Here is a 17,665-nt window from a genome sequence, read left to right as displayed (position 1 = left end):
TCCGCTTGAGGACAGCTCTTTTATTCCTTGCAGCGTCCTAGTAATAGAAACGCGGCGAATCCTGCAGCTCCGCCCGTTTCTGCAGGAAGCGGTAAAAGGCGCTGGCTGCTTGAGCCTTCGTCACTTCTTGCTTCGGCGCAAACTTGCCGCCGTCCAGAGACATAATGTTCAGCCCGACAACAATGGCTGCCACGCCTACTTGCTTGACCTCAGCGGCATCCGTGAAACGGTTGTTGAATACGCCGTCGAATTTCGCCAAGTTTTGGTACCCAAGCGCCTTCACGATCAGTTTGGCCATCTCTTCGCGATCCAGCGTAGCTTCCGGATTGAATTCAGGGCCAGCGTCCAGCAAACCGCGGTCGACCGCATTCTCGACATATGCGAAGTAAGGCGAAGCGCTGCCTACATCCGCAAACGATGCCTTGCGTTCCGCTCCGTAATAAATGCCCCCGCTCCCGCCATTCATGGCGATGACAAGCATTTTGACCAGCTCGCCCCGCTTAATCAGTTGGTCCGGGTTGACTTTGCCGTCTTTCACATCAAGCGCTTGGTAATCCACCATGAGTTGTAGTTCGTTTTTCGCCCAGTGGCTGTCGATATCGCTTACGGTTACCTTATCCAAAGACATGATTTCGCCGGTTTGGCTGTTTCTCCACTTTCCGGTTTGCGCATCGAGCAGGAACGTCTCACGGTTGAACTTCGGAATGAGCGAGTAAACAAGCTTAGCTTCCACTTTCTCATTGGCATTCGTCGGAGCTGCCGTTGGAGGAATCTCTCCTGCGGCTACCATGACATTGTATTTCTCAAACGGAATGACGCCGTTGTACCCGCCGTTTTCGAGCACATAGTTTAATTGAATATCAAACTGGGAGAGCCATAGATCCTTGGCTGTATCAAGGGCCAGAACCTCCGGTTTCTGGCTCGGATACGTCATGTCGCTGAGTCCGAACTGATAGTTCACGATTTGGCCCGTTACACGGTCAATGCCGATCGACACAGCCTCATAGCCTGCTGCAACGCCGTCGATGACGCGATTGAAGCGGATATCCCAATTCCGCATATGTTTAAGCTGCTCCTCAGGGTAATCCTTTTCGGATTGCTTGCTGAGCACCAATTGATCGGTGTACGCAGGGACTTGCTTTTTCACGAAATCAATGCTCTTGGCCACTGCGTCCTCTAAGGAAATCTTGCCTTCAATCTCCTTAGCCGTGTCAGGCCCGTACGGCACATAGCTATTGAAATTCGTAATTTCACCGGTTTTGCTGTTCACACTGGCCCAAGCGCCCCCGCTGCCCAATTTCCCTGCAGGGTCATTCTCAGAAACCATGTTCCAGCTCAGGTTCCAATTGGAATTGGTTTCCTCGGTTTCAGGGTTCGATCCTTCGTTGTAGGAAGCCTCCTGGAGCTTGTAGTCGGACGAAAGATTGAACACGCTGCTTACCTTTTTCACAGCCTCATCCTTCGTCAGATTCAGCGTTGCCGCCGGGCGCTCGCCCAAAGGTTTGTCCGTCAGCGGCTTGGTTTCCTGCTTCTGCGGAACTGCCTGCCACACGTCTCCGGTTACCGCATTCAGCGAGAACCCATTCATCATATAAGAAATAATCGGCAATTTCTTTCCTTTGGCGCCGTATGGAATCTGATAAACAAGCGATAAATCGGCTTTGTCACGGAACAATTGTGCGGCCTTCTCTTTCGTAATCGGCGTCACGTTCTGCTGGAATGTCACGTTATCCATCCAGTTAAAGTTATAATTCGTAACTTGGCCTTCTCCATTGACGCTTACCGAAATACCATTGATGGCAAACGGAACACCGTCAACCGCTCGATCGTAGCGGATATTATATTGGTAATTGCCATTCAGAGGCGTGCGGAACGCCTTCTCTTCCGAATCGTTGTAAATAAGCTCTTTTTGCTTGTCTGGGTTTACTTTAGCAATGAAAGCGGCAGCGACATCTTTGGCTGCTTGGAAATCTACCTTTGGCGGATAACTTGGCTTCCGGTCGGGATCATTGTCGTTCATGGAATAAGAGGTTAGCGACCCGTCCATGCCATTGATGGCTACGTTCATATAACCGTAGTTCTGGTCCTTCACCTTTTTCACATAATTAATGTTCCACGTCGGGAAATTTCGGCCGTTGATCCCATAGTAAGCGTTTAAACTGACCGATTGAAAGATGTAGCCTTCAGGCAGCGTTATATAGGCTTTCGCCCGTTCCAGCGCCTGCTCTTTCGTGATTTTGGCATCCAGCGTCTTAGCGCCTCCGCCAGGCATGACAGGTAGTGAAATGGCCTTGCTGTCCGCAGTCACCTCATTGGCCCAAACGGCCGGAGCCGCCGTGAGCAGCAAACTTGAAGCAAGTGCCAGCGTTCCTGCTTGTTTAACTAATTTCAAAGTCCTCTTCCTCCTTTTAAACATAAAATTTCCCATAATACTCCTTAACGCAGGAGACCAAAAGAAAGTTGCTGACAACCCGCATAAAAATAAAAAAACACATCTCCAATCACCCTGAAGGATGTATGGACATGTGTTGTGGTTTATAGATCGTTTTGGGAACTGCTTGGTTTTGCGTTTTCAGTGCTTAGGGTGTGCATGAGCTCCTTCATTTCCCCTTGCGTTAAATCGCGCCATTTGCCCACCTTCAGATTCCCCAGATGAATATGCATGATCCGCACACGCTGCAAGCGCACCACCCGGTAACCGAACGCTTCGCACATGCGGCGAATTTGCCGGTTAAGACCCTGCGTAAGAATAATCCGAAAAACACGGTCGCCAACCGGATAAATTTCGCAAGGCTTCGTGACCGTGCCGAGAATTCGAACACCGCTCGCCATTCCCTTCAAGAACATGGGCGTTATCGGACGGTTCACCGTCACGATGTACTCTTTGTCGTGATTATTTTCCGCGCGCAATATCTGGTTCACGATGTCCCCGTTATTCGTTAGCAGGATGAGACCCTCGGAATCTTTATCCAGTCGGCCTATCGGAAAAATACGTTCCGAGTGCCCGACAAAATCTACAATATTGCCTCGAATATGAGCTTCTGTCGTGCTCGTAATGCCCACCGGCTTATTGAGCGCAATATAGACGTGCTCCTTCTTCTCGCCAATCGGTTTGCCATCGATCCGAACTTCGTCGCCCGGACCTACGACGCTCCCCAGTCCGGCAAGCTCGCCGTTGATGGTAACGCGTTTCGCTTCCACCCACTTGTCCGCTTCCCGCCTGGAGCAAACCCCTGTTTCACTAATAAATTTATTGATTCTCATGCTTGGGAAATCCCCTTCTATGCCGTGATCCTATTCCCTAGGTACCTTCTATTATGCTGGATTCAACACGACGGTTCAAGTCAGCAGTGGCAAGGAGCATTTCCTCCTGACAAGCAAGGAGCGTATAATAGATAGCACACTAAACCAACATGGAGGCTAGCATGCATTTTCTTATATTGGGAGCTACAGGAAGAGTAGGGTCTCGCGTTTTGGAGCAAGCGCTGGCAGACAACCACAAAGCAACCGTGCTTGTGCGAGATCCTCATAAAGTAAAGATCGGCTCCGAACAGCTGACCTTGCTGCAAGGAGACGCATGCGACCCTGAAAACATCCGCCGTTCCCTTGACGGCGTAGATATCGTAATCAGCTGCCTCGGCACCGATGGCGGTACCGTGCTGACGGAGGTCACGCCCCTTCTCATCCAGGCTATGAAATCTCATGGCGTGAGCCTCATCGTCACGGTCGGTACAGCCGGCATCCTGCAAAGCAAGGAGCATCCCGGACTGCTCCGCTACGAAACGCCAGACACCAGACGCTCCTCTACACGGGCCGCCGAGGAACATCGTAAAGCCTGGGAGCTGCTGCAGGCCTCCGGCTTGGCGTGGACCGTCGTCTGCCCAACCTATTTGCCGGACGGCGAGGCGCTTGGAACCTACCGTGTGGAACGGGATTTCTTGCCGGATGACGGCAAATCCATCTCCGTGGGGGACACGGCGGCTTTTACTTACCTTACCGCTTGCGCAGGCGATCACATCGGGCACCGCGTGGGATTGGCCTACTAGATCCGGATCGGAAAGAGGCATAAGAAAAGGATGGTCGCCGTTTGGGCTTCCATCCTTTTTTGCGTTTTAGTAGCGTCTGCCTCTTTCCCCGGACAAAGCTGCGATGTTGAGCCCGGAGATCAAAATACCGATAATGCGGAACACATACCCAGCCACAGGAATAAAACTTAAAAAAGCCATAATGATGTTGATAATCGACTTGATCGTGGTCCCATTGTTAGTGAGAATCGCAAACACTACATTGACGAAAACGAGCGGGATTACCCACGAACAGGACCACAGGTACACGAAAGGGATAAGCCCCAGCAAATACCCGACCGCAATCGCGATTTCCGACAGCAGCTGAAGCAAGTTGAGCAAACGAATTGTATCTGAACGTATACAGCTCCTCCAATTCAATAAGGAAATTATTTCTATACCCTATTGTAGCATAGGGCTTTGTGTTCTAGAAATGCCGGTAAACCCAATTTTATGGGAGAAATCCAACCGGCACTGGGCGCCCGTGAGGGCAGGGATACGGCGAATCGGGTGCCTGCATGAGATGTGCAACGTAGGCTTAACACCAGCATAAGATGTACAACACGGGCTAAACACGAGCACGAGATGTACAGCAAGGGCTCAACACCAGCATGAGATGTACAGCAAGGGCTTAACACCAGCACGAGATGCACAACAAGGGCTAAACGCCAGCATGAGATGTGCAGCAAGGGCTAATACCAGCATGAGATGTACAACAAGGGCTTAACACCAGCACGAGATGCACAGCAATAGCTAAACGCCAGCATAAGATGTGCAGCAAGGGCTACACACCAGCACGAGATGTACAGCACGGGCTAAACACGAGCACGAGATGTACAGCACGGGCTACACACCAGCGCGCAAAAAAAAGACCGCTTGGCTTTCGCCTAACGGTCTTTCCTATGTTGTACTTTATGCAACACTATAGCTGTAATTACGCCTCCGCACGCAGCTATGTTGTGCTTTGTACAACGTTCCAGGCGGAAAATGGCCATATTGGGGGCTTTTCCGGCTAAATGCTTGCACTTTGTACAACATAGTGCGGGAATTCGACGAATATGCCGCTCTCAAATTGTACAAAGTGCAACGTAGAGCGGAACTCCATGGCTCTGACCGCTTCTACGTTGCATCTAAATAGTGCAACAAAATGCAGCATGCGGAGTTACAGCGCCAAAAGGCGGTCTACGCAGCAGTTGCCCCTAGCTGCGCCCCTACAGGCCGCTCCGCAGTCCGTCCTCGCCAGCGGCGGCTGTCTCCGGATGTCCCTGCTGCAGCTGGTACATCTGATAATACCGCCCGAGGAGCCCCATCAGCTCCTCGTGATTGCCCCGCTCGACGATTTCGCCGTGGTCGAGCACAAGAATTTGGTCGGCGTTCTTAATCGTCGACAAGCGATGGGCAATGATGAAGGTGGTCCGCCCCTTCGACAGCACCTCGAGCGCCGCCTGAATGACGGCCTCGGTCTCGGTGTCGATGGAGGCCGTCGCCTCATCGAGGATCAAGATCGCCGGGTCGAACGCCAGCGCCCGGGCAAAAGAAATGAGCTGCCGCTGACCGGCCGACAGCGTGCTGCCCTTCTCGATCACGGGCTCGTCGATGCCGTGTGGCAGGCTTTGAAACATCTCCGCTGCGCCGACCTCGCGCAGCGCCGCCTCGACCCGTTCCCGGGTGATGGACGGATCGTCCAAGGAGACATTGGACGCAATCGTCCCCGTGAACAGGAACGGGTCCTGCAGCACGATGCCCATATGCTGCCGCAGCTCCTGTTTGGGCATCTCGCGCACATCGCGGCCGTCCACCGTGATGCGGCCCTCGTTCACATCGTAGAAGCGGAAGAGCAAATTCAAGATGGAGCTTTTGCCCGATCCGGTATGCCCCACAAGCGCTACCGTCTGCCCCTGTTTGGCCTCGAACGTGATATCCTTCAGAACATTTTCGCCTTCTTTGTAAGCAAAACGAACATGCTCGAACTTCACGTTGCCCAGATAGCGCTCAGACTGCCCGGTCGCTACGTCAATGCCTTGCTCATCCAGCAGCTCGAATACGCGATCGGCCGATACAATGGCCCGCTCCAGGTTCGGAAGTTGATTCACAATGCCGACCATCGGATGGAACATGCGGTTCAAATAATCAACGAATGCGTACAGAACGCCGACCGTGATTAACGAATGCAACGAGCTGCCGCCGACATACCAGATGAGACCGAAGAAGAACAGGTTCCGCACAACGTTCATCAAGTTATGGGAAGTCAGCGAGTTCAGGCTGAGCAATTTATTTTGATACTTCGTGTATTCCTCGTTCAATTGCTCGAATTCTTGCGTCGTTTCCTTTTGTCTGCGGAAAGCCTGGATGATCGTCATCCCTTGAATCGCCTCATTAATCATCCCGTTGATGGAACCGATCCGCTCCCGGATTTCATGATTATAGTGCGAGGCATATTTGCGGTAAACAATAATCCATCCATAGAGCAAAGGCAGAACAGGCAGCGTGAATAACGCTAATCTATAGTCTAGTATGAACAAAGCCGCTATGATACCTACGATATAAATCGTTCCTGTAAAAAAGTTCGCTAACACCTGAACGTACAGATCTTTGACAGACTCCGTATCGTTCGTGATCCGGGAAACTATTTTCCCCGCCGGCTGATTGTCAAAATAGTTGATCGGCAGCCGTTGAATCTGGGCGAACACATCGCTCCGCATCCGCTGAATGATCCGATTCGCCGCGGACTGCAGCAAATAGCGCTGACCATAGGTAAAGCCTGCGCCAATGAGAATCAGCACAAAATAAAGGGCTGCCAGCTTCATTAAGCTGGTGAATTCAGGCTGATAGAACGTGTAGAGCTCCTGAATGCCGAGCTTTTTAACCGTATACTCCGCCTGTTCCGTTCCCTGCGTAATCGTAAGCTTCCCGTCCGGCGTCAGCTTGCGGGCGCCGTCAAAAGCGAGCGGCTGATCCAACCAGACAAACTGGGTGCCTGCCTGCAGAATACGAATCTCCTGCCCCTTCGGCTCCCCTGCCGCAAAATGATCGCTCCGCTTATAGAAGGTCCCGTTCCACGGGACCGCCTTCTCGGTTTGCGTGGCTGACACCGTCTCATACCAAGGCTTCTCAATGCCAAGGATGTGCGTGTCGATCATCCTCTTGGCGATGAAAGGGCCGGCCAGCTCCGTGGCTACCGCGACGGATAAGCACAACAGCGCGATCAGCAAAGGCTTTTTGAAAATCGCCGCATATTGAAATAACCGCTTCCCTGTTTGTTTCATAAGGGTTCTCACCTTCTTTTCACAAGATGTCATCGTTTCTCTATTTCTTCCGTTCAGCTAACCTGCTCCTCTAATTGCTGACGGTCATACTGCTCTTTATACCAGCCGCCGAGTGCCAGCAGCTCTTCATGTGTGCCTTGCTCCACGATATACCCCTCATCCAGCACCAAAATCAAATCGGCATGCTGAACCGCAGACAGCCGGTGCGTCGTGATCAGCGTCGTTTTGCCGGCGCGCTCGGAGCGGATGCCGCGGATAATTTCCGCCTCTGTCTTGGCGTCCACTGCGGAAAGGGCGTCATCCAGCATGAGGATTTCCGGATCTACATAGAGCGCCCGCGCAATCGATACGCGCTGCTTCTGGCCGCCGGATAAGGCCACGCCTTTCTCGCCAACCAAAGTTTCCAAGCCGTCCGGCAGGAACTGGACGTCCTTGCGGAAAGCCGCAAGCTCCAGCGCTTGCATGAGCTGTTCCTCGGTGCCTTGGCTGCCGCCGAACATGATGTTCTCTCTCACTGTTTTGGAGAATAGAATCGGCTCCTGCGGAACATACCCGATCCAGCCGTGCATCGTATCGATCTTCAACTGCTCAATCGGCGTATCCGAAACGGCAACCGTGCCTTTTCCTAGCGGATACTCGCGCAGCAGCTGTTTGAGGAGCGTCGTTTTGCCGCTTCCTGTACGGCCTACAATGCCGAGCGTCTGTCCGCGTTTCAGGTGGAAGGAAATGTTGACGAGATTATCAATGGAAGATGACGGATAACGGAAAGTAACACTTTTGAAGCTGATGGAATTGGGCAGCAGCAGCGTCGTGGCATTCGGCTCGTCTTTGACATCCGGCTTATAGCCAAGCGTCTCATTCACCCGATCCAGCGAAGCATTGCCGCGCTGCATGATGTTCATCAGCTCGCCGATCGCGAACATCGGCCAAATCAGCATGCCAAGGAACGTGTTGAAAGACACCAGCTCCCCAAGCGTTAACTCACTATGGAACACCATATACCCTCCGTAGCAGAGACCGATTAAATAGGAGATCCCTACAAGGATTTTGACCGTTGGTTCAAAAAGGGCGTCGATCAGAGCAACCGCTATATTTTTGCGGAATACGTCGTCTGTCATCGTTTTGAAGCTTTGTTCACTGGCTTTTTCCTGGACAAAAGCGCGGATGACGCGCACCCCGGCAATCGTCTCGAGCACCCGGTCGTTCATTTGACCGAAAGCGTCCTGAGCGCGGATGAACCTCTCGTGGATGCGCCCCCCATAGATCGTGATGGCAGCAGCCATAAAAGGCAGCGGCAAGATCGCCGCGAGCGTCAGCTTCCAGCTGATGAAGAAGCCCATCATAGCGAGAATGGTCAGCATGAACAACGTTGAATCGACGAAGGTCAAAATCCCGAAACCTGCTGTTGTCGAGACCGCCTGCAAATCGTTCGTGGCCCTGGCCATGAGATCTCCCGTACGGTTGCGCTCATAGAAGGTTGGCGTCATCCGCAGCAGATGCCTCATTAATCGGGAGCGAAGCACGCGCTCCAGGACAAAAGCGCCCCCGAACAGTTGGTACAGCCAGACATAAGACAATCCATAGCCGGCTACGATCAACGTCCCCCAGAAGGCGAGCAGCTGGAACAGCTTGCTGCCTGTTAAAGTCCCCATGTGTATGCCGTCAATCGCGTAGCCAATCAGCTTCGGAGGTATCACATCGATGATTCCGACGATAATCAGAAGCCCAATCGCTAACGTGTACCGCTTCCAGTTCATTCGGAAAAACCAGGCTAATTTTTTCAATACGGTAAACATGAATTTCATCACTCCTTTGCTTATTCACGCAAAAAGGCACACCGCACGCAGCGATATGCCCTTTCTAAAAACAGAAAAGCGCTCGTTACGAACTTCTTCGTAACCCGCGCTTCTTCATCAGCGTATGTGAAGGGGTTGCAGCAGCCAAATAAAAAGCACCGTTAAGGAGCTTCAGTTTCGGCTAACAGACGGGTTACTAAGTATGAAATTGGCAGATCGATTTCTTCGTGCTCAAAATGAACAATTGGATCCAGAACCATCATAATCATCTTGAAACCCTCCTTCTTAACCGCAACCAGCTTGCGTCTTTATAATTTACAAAAGTTGTATATTCGCGCTTACAGAGGTGATCTTAACACCCTTTTCAAGCCTCTGTCAATCGGAGAAAAAGACTATAAAAGAACTCTCTTACCTCGACATTTCGGATGCATTTACTTGCCATTGAATCCCTTTTCCATTGTCACACATGTTTCAAAATCATCCGGCATATTCATAGGCATAGGGGTTTATATCGCGCTGGGGGAGTGGATGGGCATGGTCGACCAAGTATGGGCTTTGATAGGATGGATTGCCGCATTCGGGGCGGTCATCGGAGGTGTTGTTGCACTCATTGCCCGGTTTGTTAGCCGCGATTCGACAAAGTACGATATGGTTTTTCTGTGGGATAACCGTTTCACGCCGGAGGAGCTGGAGCTGGACGAGCCTGTTTGAGCATAGAGCGTTATGAGTTAAAAGGGGCTATCCCAACGAGGTGAGTTGACAGGAATATCTCCCGCTAAAAGGCTCTGACAGGCTTCTGCAGTGAGAGTAGAGGAGAATTTCCCCTTTAATCCGACTGCAGAAGCAAGATTGCACAAAGAGGGTATCCCATAAGTCATGGAAAATGACTAGGGATACCCTCTCATCTTTATGTAAAAGAAACCGGAAACCTGCCAACTACAAGGGGACTTGGCTCTTATCTCGATTGAAAAGAGCTACCGCCTGAGAGGACCTGAACTGACAATGCCATAGCGGTGCAGCGTCTTTCGGCCGATCCAGCCCACGAGGCGATCGGTAATGAAGCCCATCAGACCGAGGCTGATCAAACCGACGAATATCCAATCGGTACGGAAAAACAGTCGGGAGTTCCAAATCAGGAAGCCGACCCCTTCGTTGGCGGCAATCATCTCCGCGCCGATGATCGCCATATACGAAGTGCCCATGGCGAGCCGAATGCCGGTAAAGATGTAAGGCGTTGTCGCAGGAATGACGACGTGGAGCAATATTTGCCACTCCGAAGCGCCCATGCTGCGGGCGGAACGAATTTTGTCTTCCTCCACCGACAGTACGCCTGTCAACGTGTTCATAATGACGATGAACAGCGTCGCATAGGTGATCAGCGCAATTTTGGATTGTTCCCCGATGCCGAACCAGACGAGGAACAGCGTAATGAAAGCAATCGGCGGAATGAACCTGATGAAGTTCAGAAACGGTTCGGCAAACATGCGAATAGCCTTTACTTTGCCGATTGTGAGCCCGATCGGAATCGCCAGCAGGCTGCCGAGTGCCCAACCGACAAGCACCCGGTAGAAGCTGATGCCGATGTAATACATTAGCGATCCGTCCTGCAGCAGCTCCCGTGCGCCTAGCCAGGTTGCGACCGGGCCAGGCACGACTTCCGGGCCGTACAGCCAAGCGCCCAACTGCCAGACCAGCAGGGCCAGCAGCCATAGGAGCGGAATAGTCACCCACTTATTTCCTAAAGTGCTCATGGATACCCCGCTCCTTCCAGCTCCGCATCGAAGTGAGACTGAATTTTCCTGTGCAGCGCGTAAAATTCCGGGGAAGCCGCCTCGCGCGGGTAAGCGAACGGCACTTCGTAAATATCCGAAATTCGTGCGTTCGGCCCAGCGGACATCACCGCAATCCGTTCCCCGAGCAGCAGCGCTTCTTGAATATCGTGCGTGACGAAGATGACCGTCTTGACCGTCTCTTTCCAAATTTGGGATAATTCTTTCTGCATCATGCGACGCGTCATCGCATCAAGTGCTCCGAACGGTTCATCCATGAGCAAAATGGCAGGATCGTTAGCCAAGACGCGCGCGAGCTGCACCCGCTGCTTCATTCCCCCGGACAGCTCGCGCGGGAACTTGTTCTCATGCCCATATAAGCCGACAAGCTGGATGAATCGATCCGAAACTTCCTTGCGGCGCTCCTTCGGATGCTTGCGCATCTTCAGCCCGAACTCCACATTCTGCCGCACGGTTAGCCACGGAAACAACGCCGCATCCGCTTGCTGAAACACAACCGCTCGCTCCCAGCCGGGCCCGTCGATTTCGGTTTCACCCACGCGCAGCCGCCCGCTGGACTTAGCGACAAACCCGGCGATCATATTCAGCAGCGTTGACTTGCCGCACCCGCTCGGTCCGAGCAGCACGAAAAACTCCCCGCCTTTAATGACCAAATCGATGTTCTTGATAATATAATGAACGTCGCCGGGTTTGCCAGACTTAGGCTCGGCGTAGCTCTTGTCGAGCTGTTCGATCGTAATGGTCGTTGATACAGCGTCAGCTAACGACATCCCCATCTCCTCCCTTTCTTAGCGTGCGTAAGTAACTCGATCCGGCAGCGCTTTGCGGATGCTGTCCAAGTTCAATTTGGTTTTCAAGTCAAAATCATCTTTAATAATGCCCTCTGTCACCATGTATTGCTTCTGGCTGGTCAAGCTGTCGAACGATCCTTGTTTAAAACCGAGCTCCCAATTGTTCGTCGGAATATCGCGAATCGTCGCTTCCTTAGGCTGCTTCACTTCCTTAAATAAAATATCGGCCGTCTCGTCGGGATTCGCAGCAACAAACTTGGATGCTTCATTTAGCGCAGTCAGGAAATTCGCAACGCCTTGCGGATGCGTCTTAATCAGCTCGTTCGGTGCGATAATAGCGCCCCCGATTCTTACTTTCGTTTTGGACATATCCGTCAGCTCATGGATGCCTTTCACCTCAGCGAACTTAGCGAGCAGTGCAGATCCAGTCACCCAGGTGGCGTCAATGTCACCCTTCTTCAATGCGACATACGCCTCATCGAAGCCGCCTTGCCCGATCTGCTTCGTATCGGCTGTCGCGATGCCGCTGGCTTTTAAATATTCGTCCCACAAGTACGGCAGGAAGGTCCCCCGCAGCGTGCTAAGCTTCTTCCCCTTCAGATCTGCCGCCTTCTGGATGTCATCCCTGACGTACAACTTCCATTGCGCCGCCGAAACGTCCGTGTTCGTACCCGTCGCTGCAATAATGGAATAATCCCCTTTGCTGACCGCGTTCAAAACCGGAAAGTCCGCACCCCATGCGATGTCAGTCTGCTTGATAAAAAGCGAATTGATGCCTTCCGCCGGCGTAGCGAACGTAACGAGTTCAGCGTCAATACCGTATTTGTCGAAAAATCCTTTGGTCTTCGCAACCCGGAACACCGGATTCGTCAAAATATCGGCAATTTTGACCTTGATTGGGTCGGACTTGACCTCCGTCTTCGCCGCTGCTGTAGAAGCCTGCTGTGCCGCTGTGCTCGCTGACGGCGACGATGCCGTGCCATTGACCGGCTTGCTGTTGTCCTTGCCGCAAGCTGTAAGAGCAACGGCCAACAAAGTCATAACGGCCAGCACAAGATGCGTGGAACGTCGTTTTATTTTGCTCATGGTATTCCCCCTCAGGCTTTATTGGATTATGTATCGACGGCTATTTATCAGGCGTTTCGTCCGTGCTGGCCACGCAGAAGGCGCCTTCATCGAAGGAATGCGTACCCGTGACGGCCACGACCGATTCCGTGCCCCTTCCGGCAGCGCCGGGCACCCGGTAATCGGCGACATCAAGCGGTACAATAGCTTCCTCCTGAGGTTTAGGCAGCTGCGGCACCCACTCGTAAGGCACGCGGTAAGCGCGGTAGACCATGTTGGCGTTGCGCTTATTTTTGTAAGGGGAAATATATTCCCATACGAGCTCGTGTGCGCTTGTTACTTCAAAAATGCGGCCGTCCGCTCCTTCCGTAATGAGCGTGTTGCCGTTGGGCAGCCGCTGTGCGGAGCTGATGTACGGGCTATAGAAGCGATAAGAGTCCAGCGGCGCTATGAAGCCCGCTTCGGTTGGCGTATACTGCCATTCGATCTGCAGGGTAACCGGGTTGATCTCCAGCACGCGCGAATGATCGCGAAGGGCGTTCTTCTGACCGTAAGGAGAAGATGGATTCGGCAGTCCGTACCCGCCCCAGCCGCCGTTGTCGAATACGAGCAAATTCCCTTCGCCCGGCAGTCCTTTCGGAATGATATGCGCATGATGCTGACCGATGATCCAGCCGAGATGCTTGACTTCCGGCTTCGAGTAATCCGGTCCGAGCTGCCAGACAATGCGGCCTGTGCGCCGGTCGGTAATAGCGATAATGTTGGACTCGCGGGCGTCCCAAATAATATTGTCAGGATGGAAGCGTTCGTCCCCGGCATCGTAGAACTTATTCGGCCCGACCCAAGAGGCGGAATTGATGTGCATCCAGTCGCCGCCGGTATCGTTGCCGAAGTGCCGGCCGTTCGGATCGCGGAACAGCACGTTTTTCGCCGCTTCGTCAAAGCCGAGCTCCTCGAAATGGTCGCTAACCGCCCACTCCCAGAGGATGTTGCCCTCCCAATCGACTTCAATAATCGTGTCGTCCAAAAGCACCTTATCCGAAATTTCCAGTTTGCTGACATTTCTGTGAGCAAGAATAAGCGTGCGGCCGCCATTCGTCTTCGGCTCCTGCCCCGGGGCGTAATAGCCGACCGGATTGCCTTCCCGCTGATAGTCGTGATGGGCGCGGGCCATCCACTCCGGCTCATAGCCGGGATCCTGGATAAGCTCATAGCGGTTGAAGCGCCAGACAATATTGCCGTTCCAATCCACTTGGACGAGATCCGCCTCATCCTGGAAGCCGTACCTCGGATCGCGCTCTTTGGTGCTGCCCGTTACATAGCCGCCCGGCAATATTTTATTCGGGAAGCCGCGAAGGCCCTTCCATAGATGAACTTCTTTTCCGCTCATGTCAATGAGCAAAGCTCCTTCATCGGCCGCCTGAAAAATCGTATAGCCGCTCCATGCTTTCTCCGGTAAATAGACGGTTGCTCCCGTCGGGTAAATCGTAGGGTGTCCCATCCCCATCTCTCCTTTGCAACATAAGTTAATAGTTCAAAAAATTGCCCGTTGTGACTTGGGTCGCAGGTTTGGCCTGCTCCACTTTGGATGCTGCGTTGTCCTGCGCCAGCTTCAGCACCGTCTCTGAGAAGCCCTCCAAATTGTTGGTAATCCGAAGGAAGGCGTCCTTCTGCCAGCCAATCTCCTGCTCGGTAAATTGGCCGAACAACAACTCAATCGACCTCTGGCTGATGTTGCGGTGGCGCGCCAGCAAGCTGCGCCCTTCCTCCGTAATAGCGAGCAGCACCGTGCGCCGATCCTCCTCCATGCGGCGGCGAACCGCAAATCCCTTCTTCTCCAGCTTGTCGCATAATGCCGTAATGGCCCCGGAGGTCAAATCCAGCTGCTCCGCCAAATCCCCGAGCCGCTGCTCGCCATCGCGGGCTATTTTGTGCATAATCAGCATGCCAGGCAGCGCAATGCCTTCAATCGATACTTTATCGCGTTCCTTGACAAACTTGCGGACCATGCGGCGAAACAACCAATCAATTTCTTCAAGTCGTGACCATTCGTTGTGCACGCTAACACCTTTCCTTCTTGAACCTGTCTTCGTTCGTTAACATGAAAAAAAGCCCAACATCCTCCCCGTTCCCGGGAATTCGTTGCGGCCTTTGGCGGTCCAATCGGCGTATGAAATTATTTCAGTCCTAAAATAATGAACGTTAAAGGATTGTAGCCTAATATTAAACCCACAATTCATACCTGTCAAGTTGGTTTTAATAAAAAATAATCCGCTGGTTTCTCCGGCGCTTGAAACAACAAAAAAGCATACAGACATTGTTGCCTTGCCTGTACGCTAAATGACACGTTCAAGAACGCCGCAGATCTCTAAATGAGCCCCATCAGCAGAATAAAGGTGAGCAGCGAAACCGCCATTCGAAGCAGAGGCCACGGAGGAACTACGTTCATTTGCGGATCAAGAATATGCTGAATGCGAACATTCATGGATGTTTCGGCGAATGAAGCATGGGATAAGGATAGATGCTGTGTCGGCGCTTGCTGTTTGAGCAGCTTGAGGAGAGCGCTGCCTAAATCTGCAGATTGATTCATTTGGCCAATCGCATACTTATCCGCCCTAAGCTCAATCATAATGGGGTATTTGTCAGCCAGCCAAGCGAATAGCGGAATGTACCAGAACGCCTTGGAAATGACGGAAAGCAGGAAGACAGCGAGCGGATCGCGGTGCTTCATGTGGCTTTTTTCATGCTCGATCACAGCCTGAAGCTCGCCCGGTTCCAGCATACCCAGCAGTCCGGTCGACAGAATGATCTGCGGCTTCCATAAGCCTATCGTCATGGCCGTTGGCGTTTTGACAGATATAATTCGCAGTTGATGCGCCTCCAGCCGGTGCATGCCGCGGTACTGCAAGGCGAGCTGGGCATTTTGGTGTCTTTCAACAAGTTTCTTCGCTTTAGCCGCCTGATATGCCTGCCGAATCGTCAGCCAAACAACTGCGCTGAGCGTATAGATGATCACCATATTCACCAAAGTAAGCGCAAGGGGCGCAGGTATATGGAGATTTTTAAATAGGATGACACACAAATCAAAGATGTTGTAGCGAGCTTTCGAGTTGAAGAGAAACTGGCCGACAAACAGCAGCATTTGTCCCAAAACAACCCCTGCCAAGGCTAAAGAAGCCGCATACAGCCATTTCAATCGCTTTTCCATATCGGTTATCGATCCTTTTTCATGTCTTTGATTTTCTGCTCCAATTGGTCCAGCAAGCCGGGATCTACTTTATCCAGTGCATCCACCATATGGGTCACCGCCAGCGAGCCGAACTCTTCAATCAGATCCAGCGTGAGCTCCTTGGATTGAGCTTCCATGAATGCTTCTCTTGTTACAACCGGCTTGTACAGAGAGGAACGGGCAACAGCTTTCTTCTGCAAAATGCCTTTGTCCACCAGACGGTTCATCACGGTCATGACGGTGTTGAAATTATTCGCTTTGTTATCGCTGTCGTTATCAAGCTTCTGTTGGACGTCCTTAATCGTCATCTCCTGAGCTTTGTCCCAAAGAATCTCCATAATTCTGGCTTCCAAGGGGCCGAAAAAACGGTTAAGTCCGCTTCCTTCATATTTAAAATTTTGCATTTTCATAATATACACACTCCTTACACTACAAATTGTAGGTCGGGTTGTGCAGAGAAGTCAAGATAAGCCTTTGGCGATACGGGATGACACTTTACATGGGGGTAAAAAAGATTTATAATACTTACATATAGTTAGTAATTAAATATTTTATAGTAGAGGAGCGATTCTTATGCATATACAAGTATTTTCGGCTGATCAACAAGGTGTTGGCGCATTTGACGGGGGCAAATTCATGGAGCAGCGCGCAATTAGCTTTCCTGGCGAGAAAACAGCGGTAGACCGGGTAGGTTCCTTATTTTACTGGGCCTGGGGGAAAGCGGCCGATGTTGCGGAAATCGGGATGCACCCGCACAAAGCGTTCGAAATCGTTACCTATGTGATTGAAGGACTCGTGGAACACCGCGATTCGCTAGGCTCTCTGGAAACCGTGACAAACGGCGGCGCTCAAGTCATTCAAGCCGGTTCAGGCGTCTATCACGCGGAGGCGTTCCGGACCGTCGGGTCCGAGGGCATGCAGATCTGGTTCGAGCCTCATCTCAGCGAAACAGTGAAAAAGCCTGCCACTTACAATCAGTATGAGCATGGCCGATTCCCGGTCCGCCAGCACGACGGCGTAACAGTGAAGCATGTCATTGGCGGTGACGCTCCGATTCAACTGGATACCGACGCGAACATGTATGATTGGAGCTTCGAACCGGGGGCATCGTTCACTTACTCCCTTGATCCAAAGCGGCAGTTGGCCTTTTTGGTTATTAGAGGGCAAGGGTTCAGCGAAGCCGCCGCAGCTGGCAAAGCGCCTCAAGCTTTGTCCCATAAAGATTTTGTCGTTGTCGGGCCGGATAGCCCGGAAGGCGAGGCGCTTCAACTGAAGGCGGATAGCGAGCAAGGCCTGCGCATCATCGCGATCGAAGTGCCGGTGGACCCGGGGTACGCGCTGTACCGCAAATAAGGCTGGGCGGCTGGTGTGATGGGACTGGGTAGTGCAGGACTGGCGGTGCAAAGACTGGATGATGCGCGACTGGGTAATGCGGGGCTGGATGGTGCAAAGACTGGATGGTGCGCGACTGGGTGCGGGGCTGGACTGGGCGAAAATATGGCAAATGGGAACTGCGATCCCTTATTTTGCAGATAATCGAAGCTTCGGCTAGCTGAAGGGAACTATGATCCTCTATTCGATCAATTCTGATGGTAGACTTTTCTGTATACACACACTAAGGAACAACCTTTATAATAAATACAACAATAAAGGTTAGAGGTGTG

The 17,665-nt window shown here is 52.2% G+C and carries 16 protein-coding genes; 4 read left to right on the top strand and 12 right to left on the bottom strand.

The annotated features are described in order from the left end of the window. Positions 1-37: 37 nt before the first annotated feature. Positions 38-2,392 carry an S-layer homology domain-containing protein gene (locus AC3WRW_RS12750; RefSeq protein ID WP_492546696.1) on the bottom strand — a complete coding sequence of 785 codons (2,355 nt, stop codon included), beginning with the start codon at positions 2,390-2,392 and terminating at the stop codon, positions 38-40. A gap of 143 nt (positions 2,393-2,535) precedes the next feature. Further along, a complete protein-coding gene (gene rluF, locus AC3WRW_RS12745; protein ID WP_492546695.1) occupies positions 2,536-3,264 on the bottom strand; it encodes a 23S rRNA pseudouridine(2604) synthase RluF in 729 nt (242 codons plus the stop codon). Between the two features lie 161 nt (positions 3,265-3,425). Here rluF and AC3WRW_RS12740 point away from each other — a divergent pair, with 161 nt between their 5' ends. After that, complete coding sequence (locus AC3WRW_RS12740; RefSeq protein WP_492546694.1) at positions 3,426-4,046, top strand: NAD(P)-dependent oxidoreductase; 621 nt, start codon at positions 3,426-3,428, stop codon at positions 4,044-4,046. 66 nt (positions 4,047-4,112) lie between these two features. On the opposite strand, the gene AC3WRW_RS12735 is transcribed toward AC3WRW_RS12740, so the two are convergent. From AC3WRW_RS12735 to AC3WRW_RS12725, 3 genes are all read right to left on the bottom strand, one after another. Continuing rightward, on the bottom strand, positions 4,113-4,406 hold the full coding sequence (locus AC3WRW_RS12735; RefSeq protein ID WP_492546693.1) for a hypothetical protein: 294 nt from the start codon (positions 4,404-4,406) through the stop codon (positions 4,113-4,115). A gap of 869 nt (positions 4,407-5,275) precedes the next feature. Continuing rightward, on the bottom strand, positions 5,276-7,330 hold the full coding sequence (locus AC3WRW_RS12730; RefSeq protein WP_492546692.1) for an ABC transporter ATP-binding protein: 2,055 nt from the start codon (positions 7,328-7,330) through the stop codon (positions 5,276-5,278). 53 nt (positions 7,331-7,383) lie between these two features. Continuing rightward, positions 7,384-9,126 (bottom strand): ABC transporter ATP-binding protein, encoded by a 1,743-nt coding sequence (locus AC3WRW_RS12725; protein ID WP_492546691.1) that lies wholly within the window; start codon positions 9,124-9,126, stop codon positions 7,384-7,386. A gap of 435 nt (positions 9,127-9,561) precedes the next feature. Here AC3WRW_RS12725 and AC3WRW_RS12720 point away from each other — a divergent pair, with 435 nt between their 5' ends. After that, the gene (locus tag AC3WRW_RS12720) at positions 9,562-9,837 is read left to right on the top strand and encodes a hypothetical protein (RefSeq protein ID WP_492546690.1); all 276 of its coding nucleotides are present in this window, start codon (positions 9,562-9,564) and stop codon (positions 9,835-9,837) included. A 263-nt stretch (positions 9,838-10,100) separates the two neighbouring features. On the opposite strand, the gene AC3WRW_RS12715 is transcribed toward AC3WRW_RS12720, so the two are convergent. The 7 genes from AC3WRW_RS12715 to AC3WRW_RS12685 all read right to left on the bottom strand — a co-directional run bounded on the left by AC3WRW_RS12715 (position 10,101) and on the right by AC3WRW_RS12685 (position 16,411). Next, on the bottom strand, positions 10,101-10,877 hold the full coding sequence (locus tag AC3WRW_RS12715; RefSeq protein WP_492546689.1) for an ABC transporter permease: 777 nt from the start codon (positions 10,875-10,877) through the stop codon (positions 10,101-10,103). Next, positions 10,874-11,686 carry an ABC transporter ATP-binding protein gene (locus AC3WRW_RS12710; protein ID WP_492546688.1) on the bottom strand — a complete coding sequence of 271 codons (813 nt, stop codon included), beginning with the start codon at positions 11,684-11,686 and terminating at the stop codon, positions 10,874-10,876. Before AC3WRW_RS12710 ends, AC3WRW_RS12715 begins: the two co-directional genes overlap by 4 nt. Positions 11,687-11,704: 18 nt before the next feature. After that, a complete protein-coding gene (locus AC3WRW_RS12705) occupies positions 11,705-12,793 on the bottom strand; it encodes an ABC transporter substrate-binding protein (protein ID WP_492546687.1) in 1,089 nt (362 codons plus the stop codon). Between the two features lie 40 nt (positions 12,794-12,833). Next, positions 12,834-14,273, bottom strand: a complete 1,440-nt coding sequence (locus AC3WRW_RS12700; protein WP_492546686.1) for an aryl-sulfate sulfotransferase — start codon at positions 14,271-14,273, stop codon at positions 12,834-12,836. 25 nt (positions 14,274-14,298) lie between these two features. Continuing rightward, positions 14,299-14,781 (bottom strand): MarR family winged helix-turn-helix transcriptional regulator, encoded by a 483-nt coding sequence (locus tag AC3WRW_RS12695; RefSeq protein ID WP_492546764.1) that lies wholly within the window; start codon positions 14,779-14,781, stop codon positions 14,299-14,301. Between the two features lie 359 nt (positions 14,782-15,140). Then, positions 15,141-15,980, bottom strand: a complete 840-nt coding sequence (locus AC3WRW_RS12690) for a M56 family metallopeptidase (protein WP_492546685.1) — start codon at positions 15,978-15,980, stop codon at positions 15,141-15,143. 5 nt (positions 15,981-15,985) lie between these two features. Then, a complete protein-coding gene (locus AC3WRW_RS12685; RefSeq protein WP_492546684.1) occupies positions 15,986-16,411 on the bottom strand; it encodes a BlaI/MecI/CopY family transcriptional regulator in 426 nt (141 codons plus the stop codon). Positions 16,412-16,574: 163 nt separating this feature from the next. Here AC3WRW_RS12685 and AC3WRW_RS12680 point away from each other — a divergent pair, with 163 nt between their 5' ends. Both AC3WRW_RS12680 and AC3WRW_RS12675 read left to right on the top strand, forming a co-directional pair. Beyond that, positions 16,575-17,354: a pirin family protein gene (locus AC3WRW_RS12680; protein WP_492546683.1), complete on the top strand. Its 780-nt coding sequence runs from the start codon at positions 16,575-16,577 to the stop codon at positions 17,352-17,354. 31 nt (positions 17,355-17,385) lie between these two features. Further along, positions 17,386-17,553: a hypothetical protein gene (locus AC3WRW_RS12675; RefSeq protein WP_492546682.1), complete on the top strand. Its 168-nt coding sequence runs from the start codon at positions 17,386-17,388 to the stop codon at positions 17,551-17,553. Positions 17,554-17,665 lie beyond the last annotated feature (112 nt).

This window comes from Paenibacillus sp. FW126-R14 (assembly GCF_058789495.1).
The sequence above is the reverse complement of the archived record's forward strand: the minus strand, read 5'-3'. Positions and strand labels throughout refer to the sequence as shown.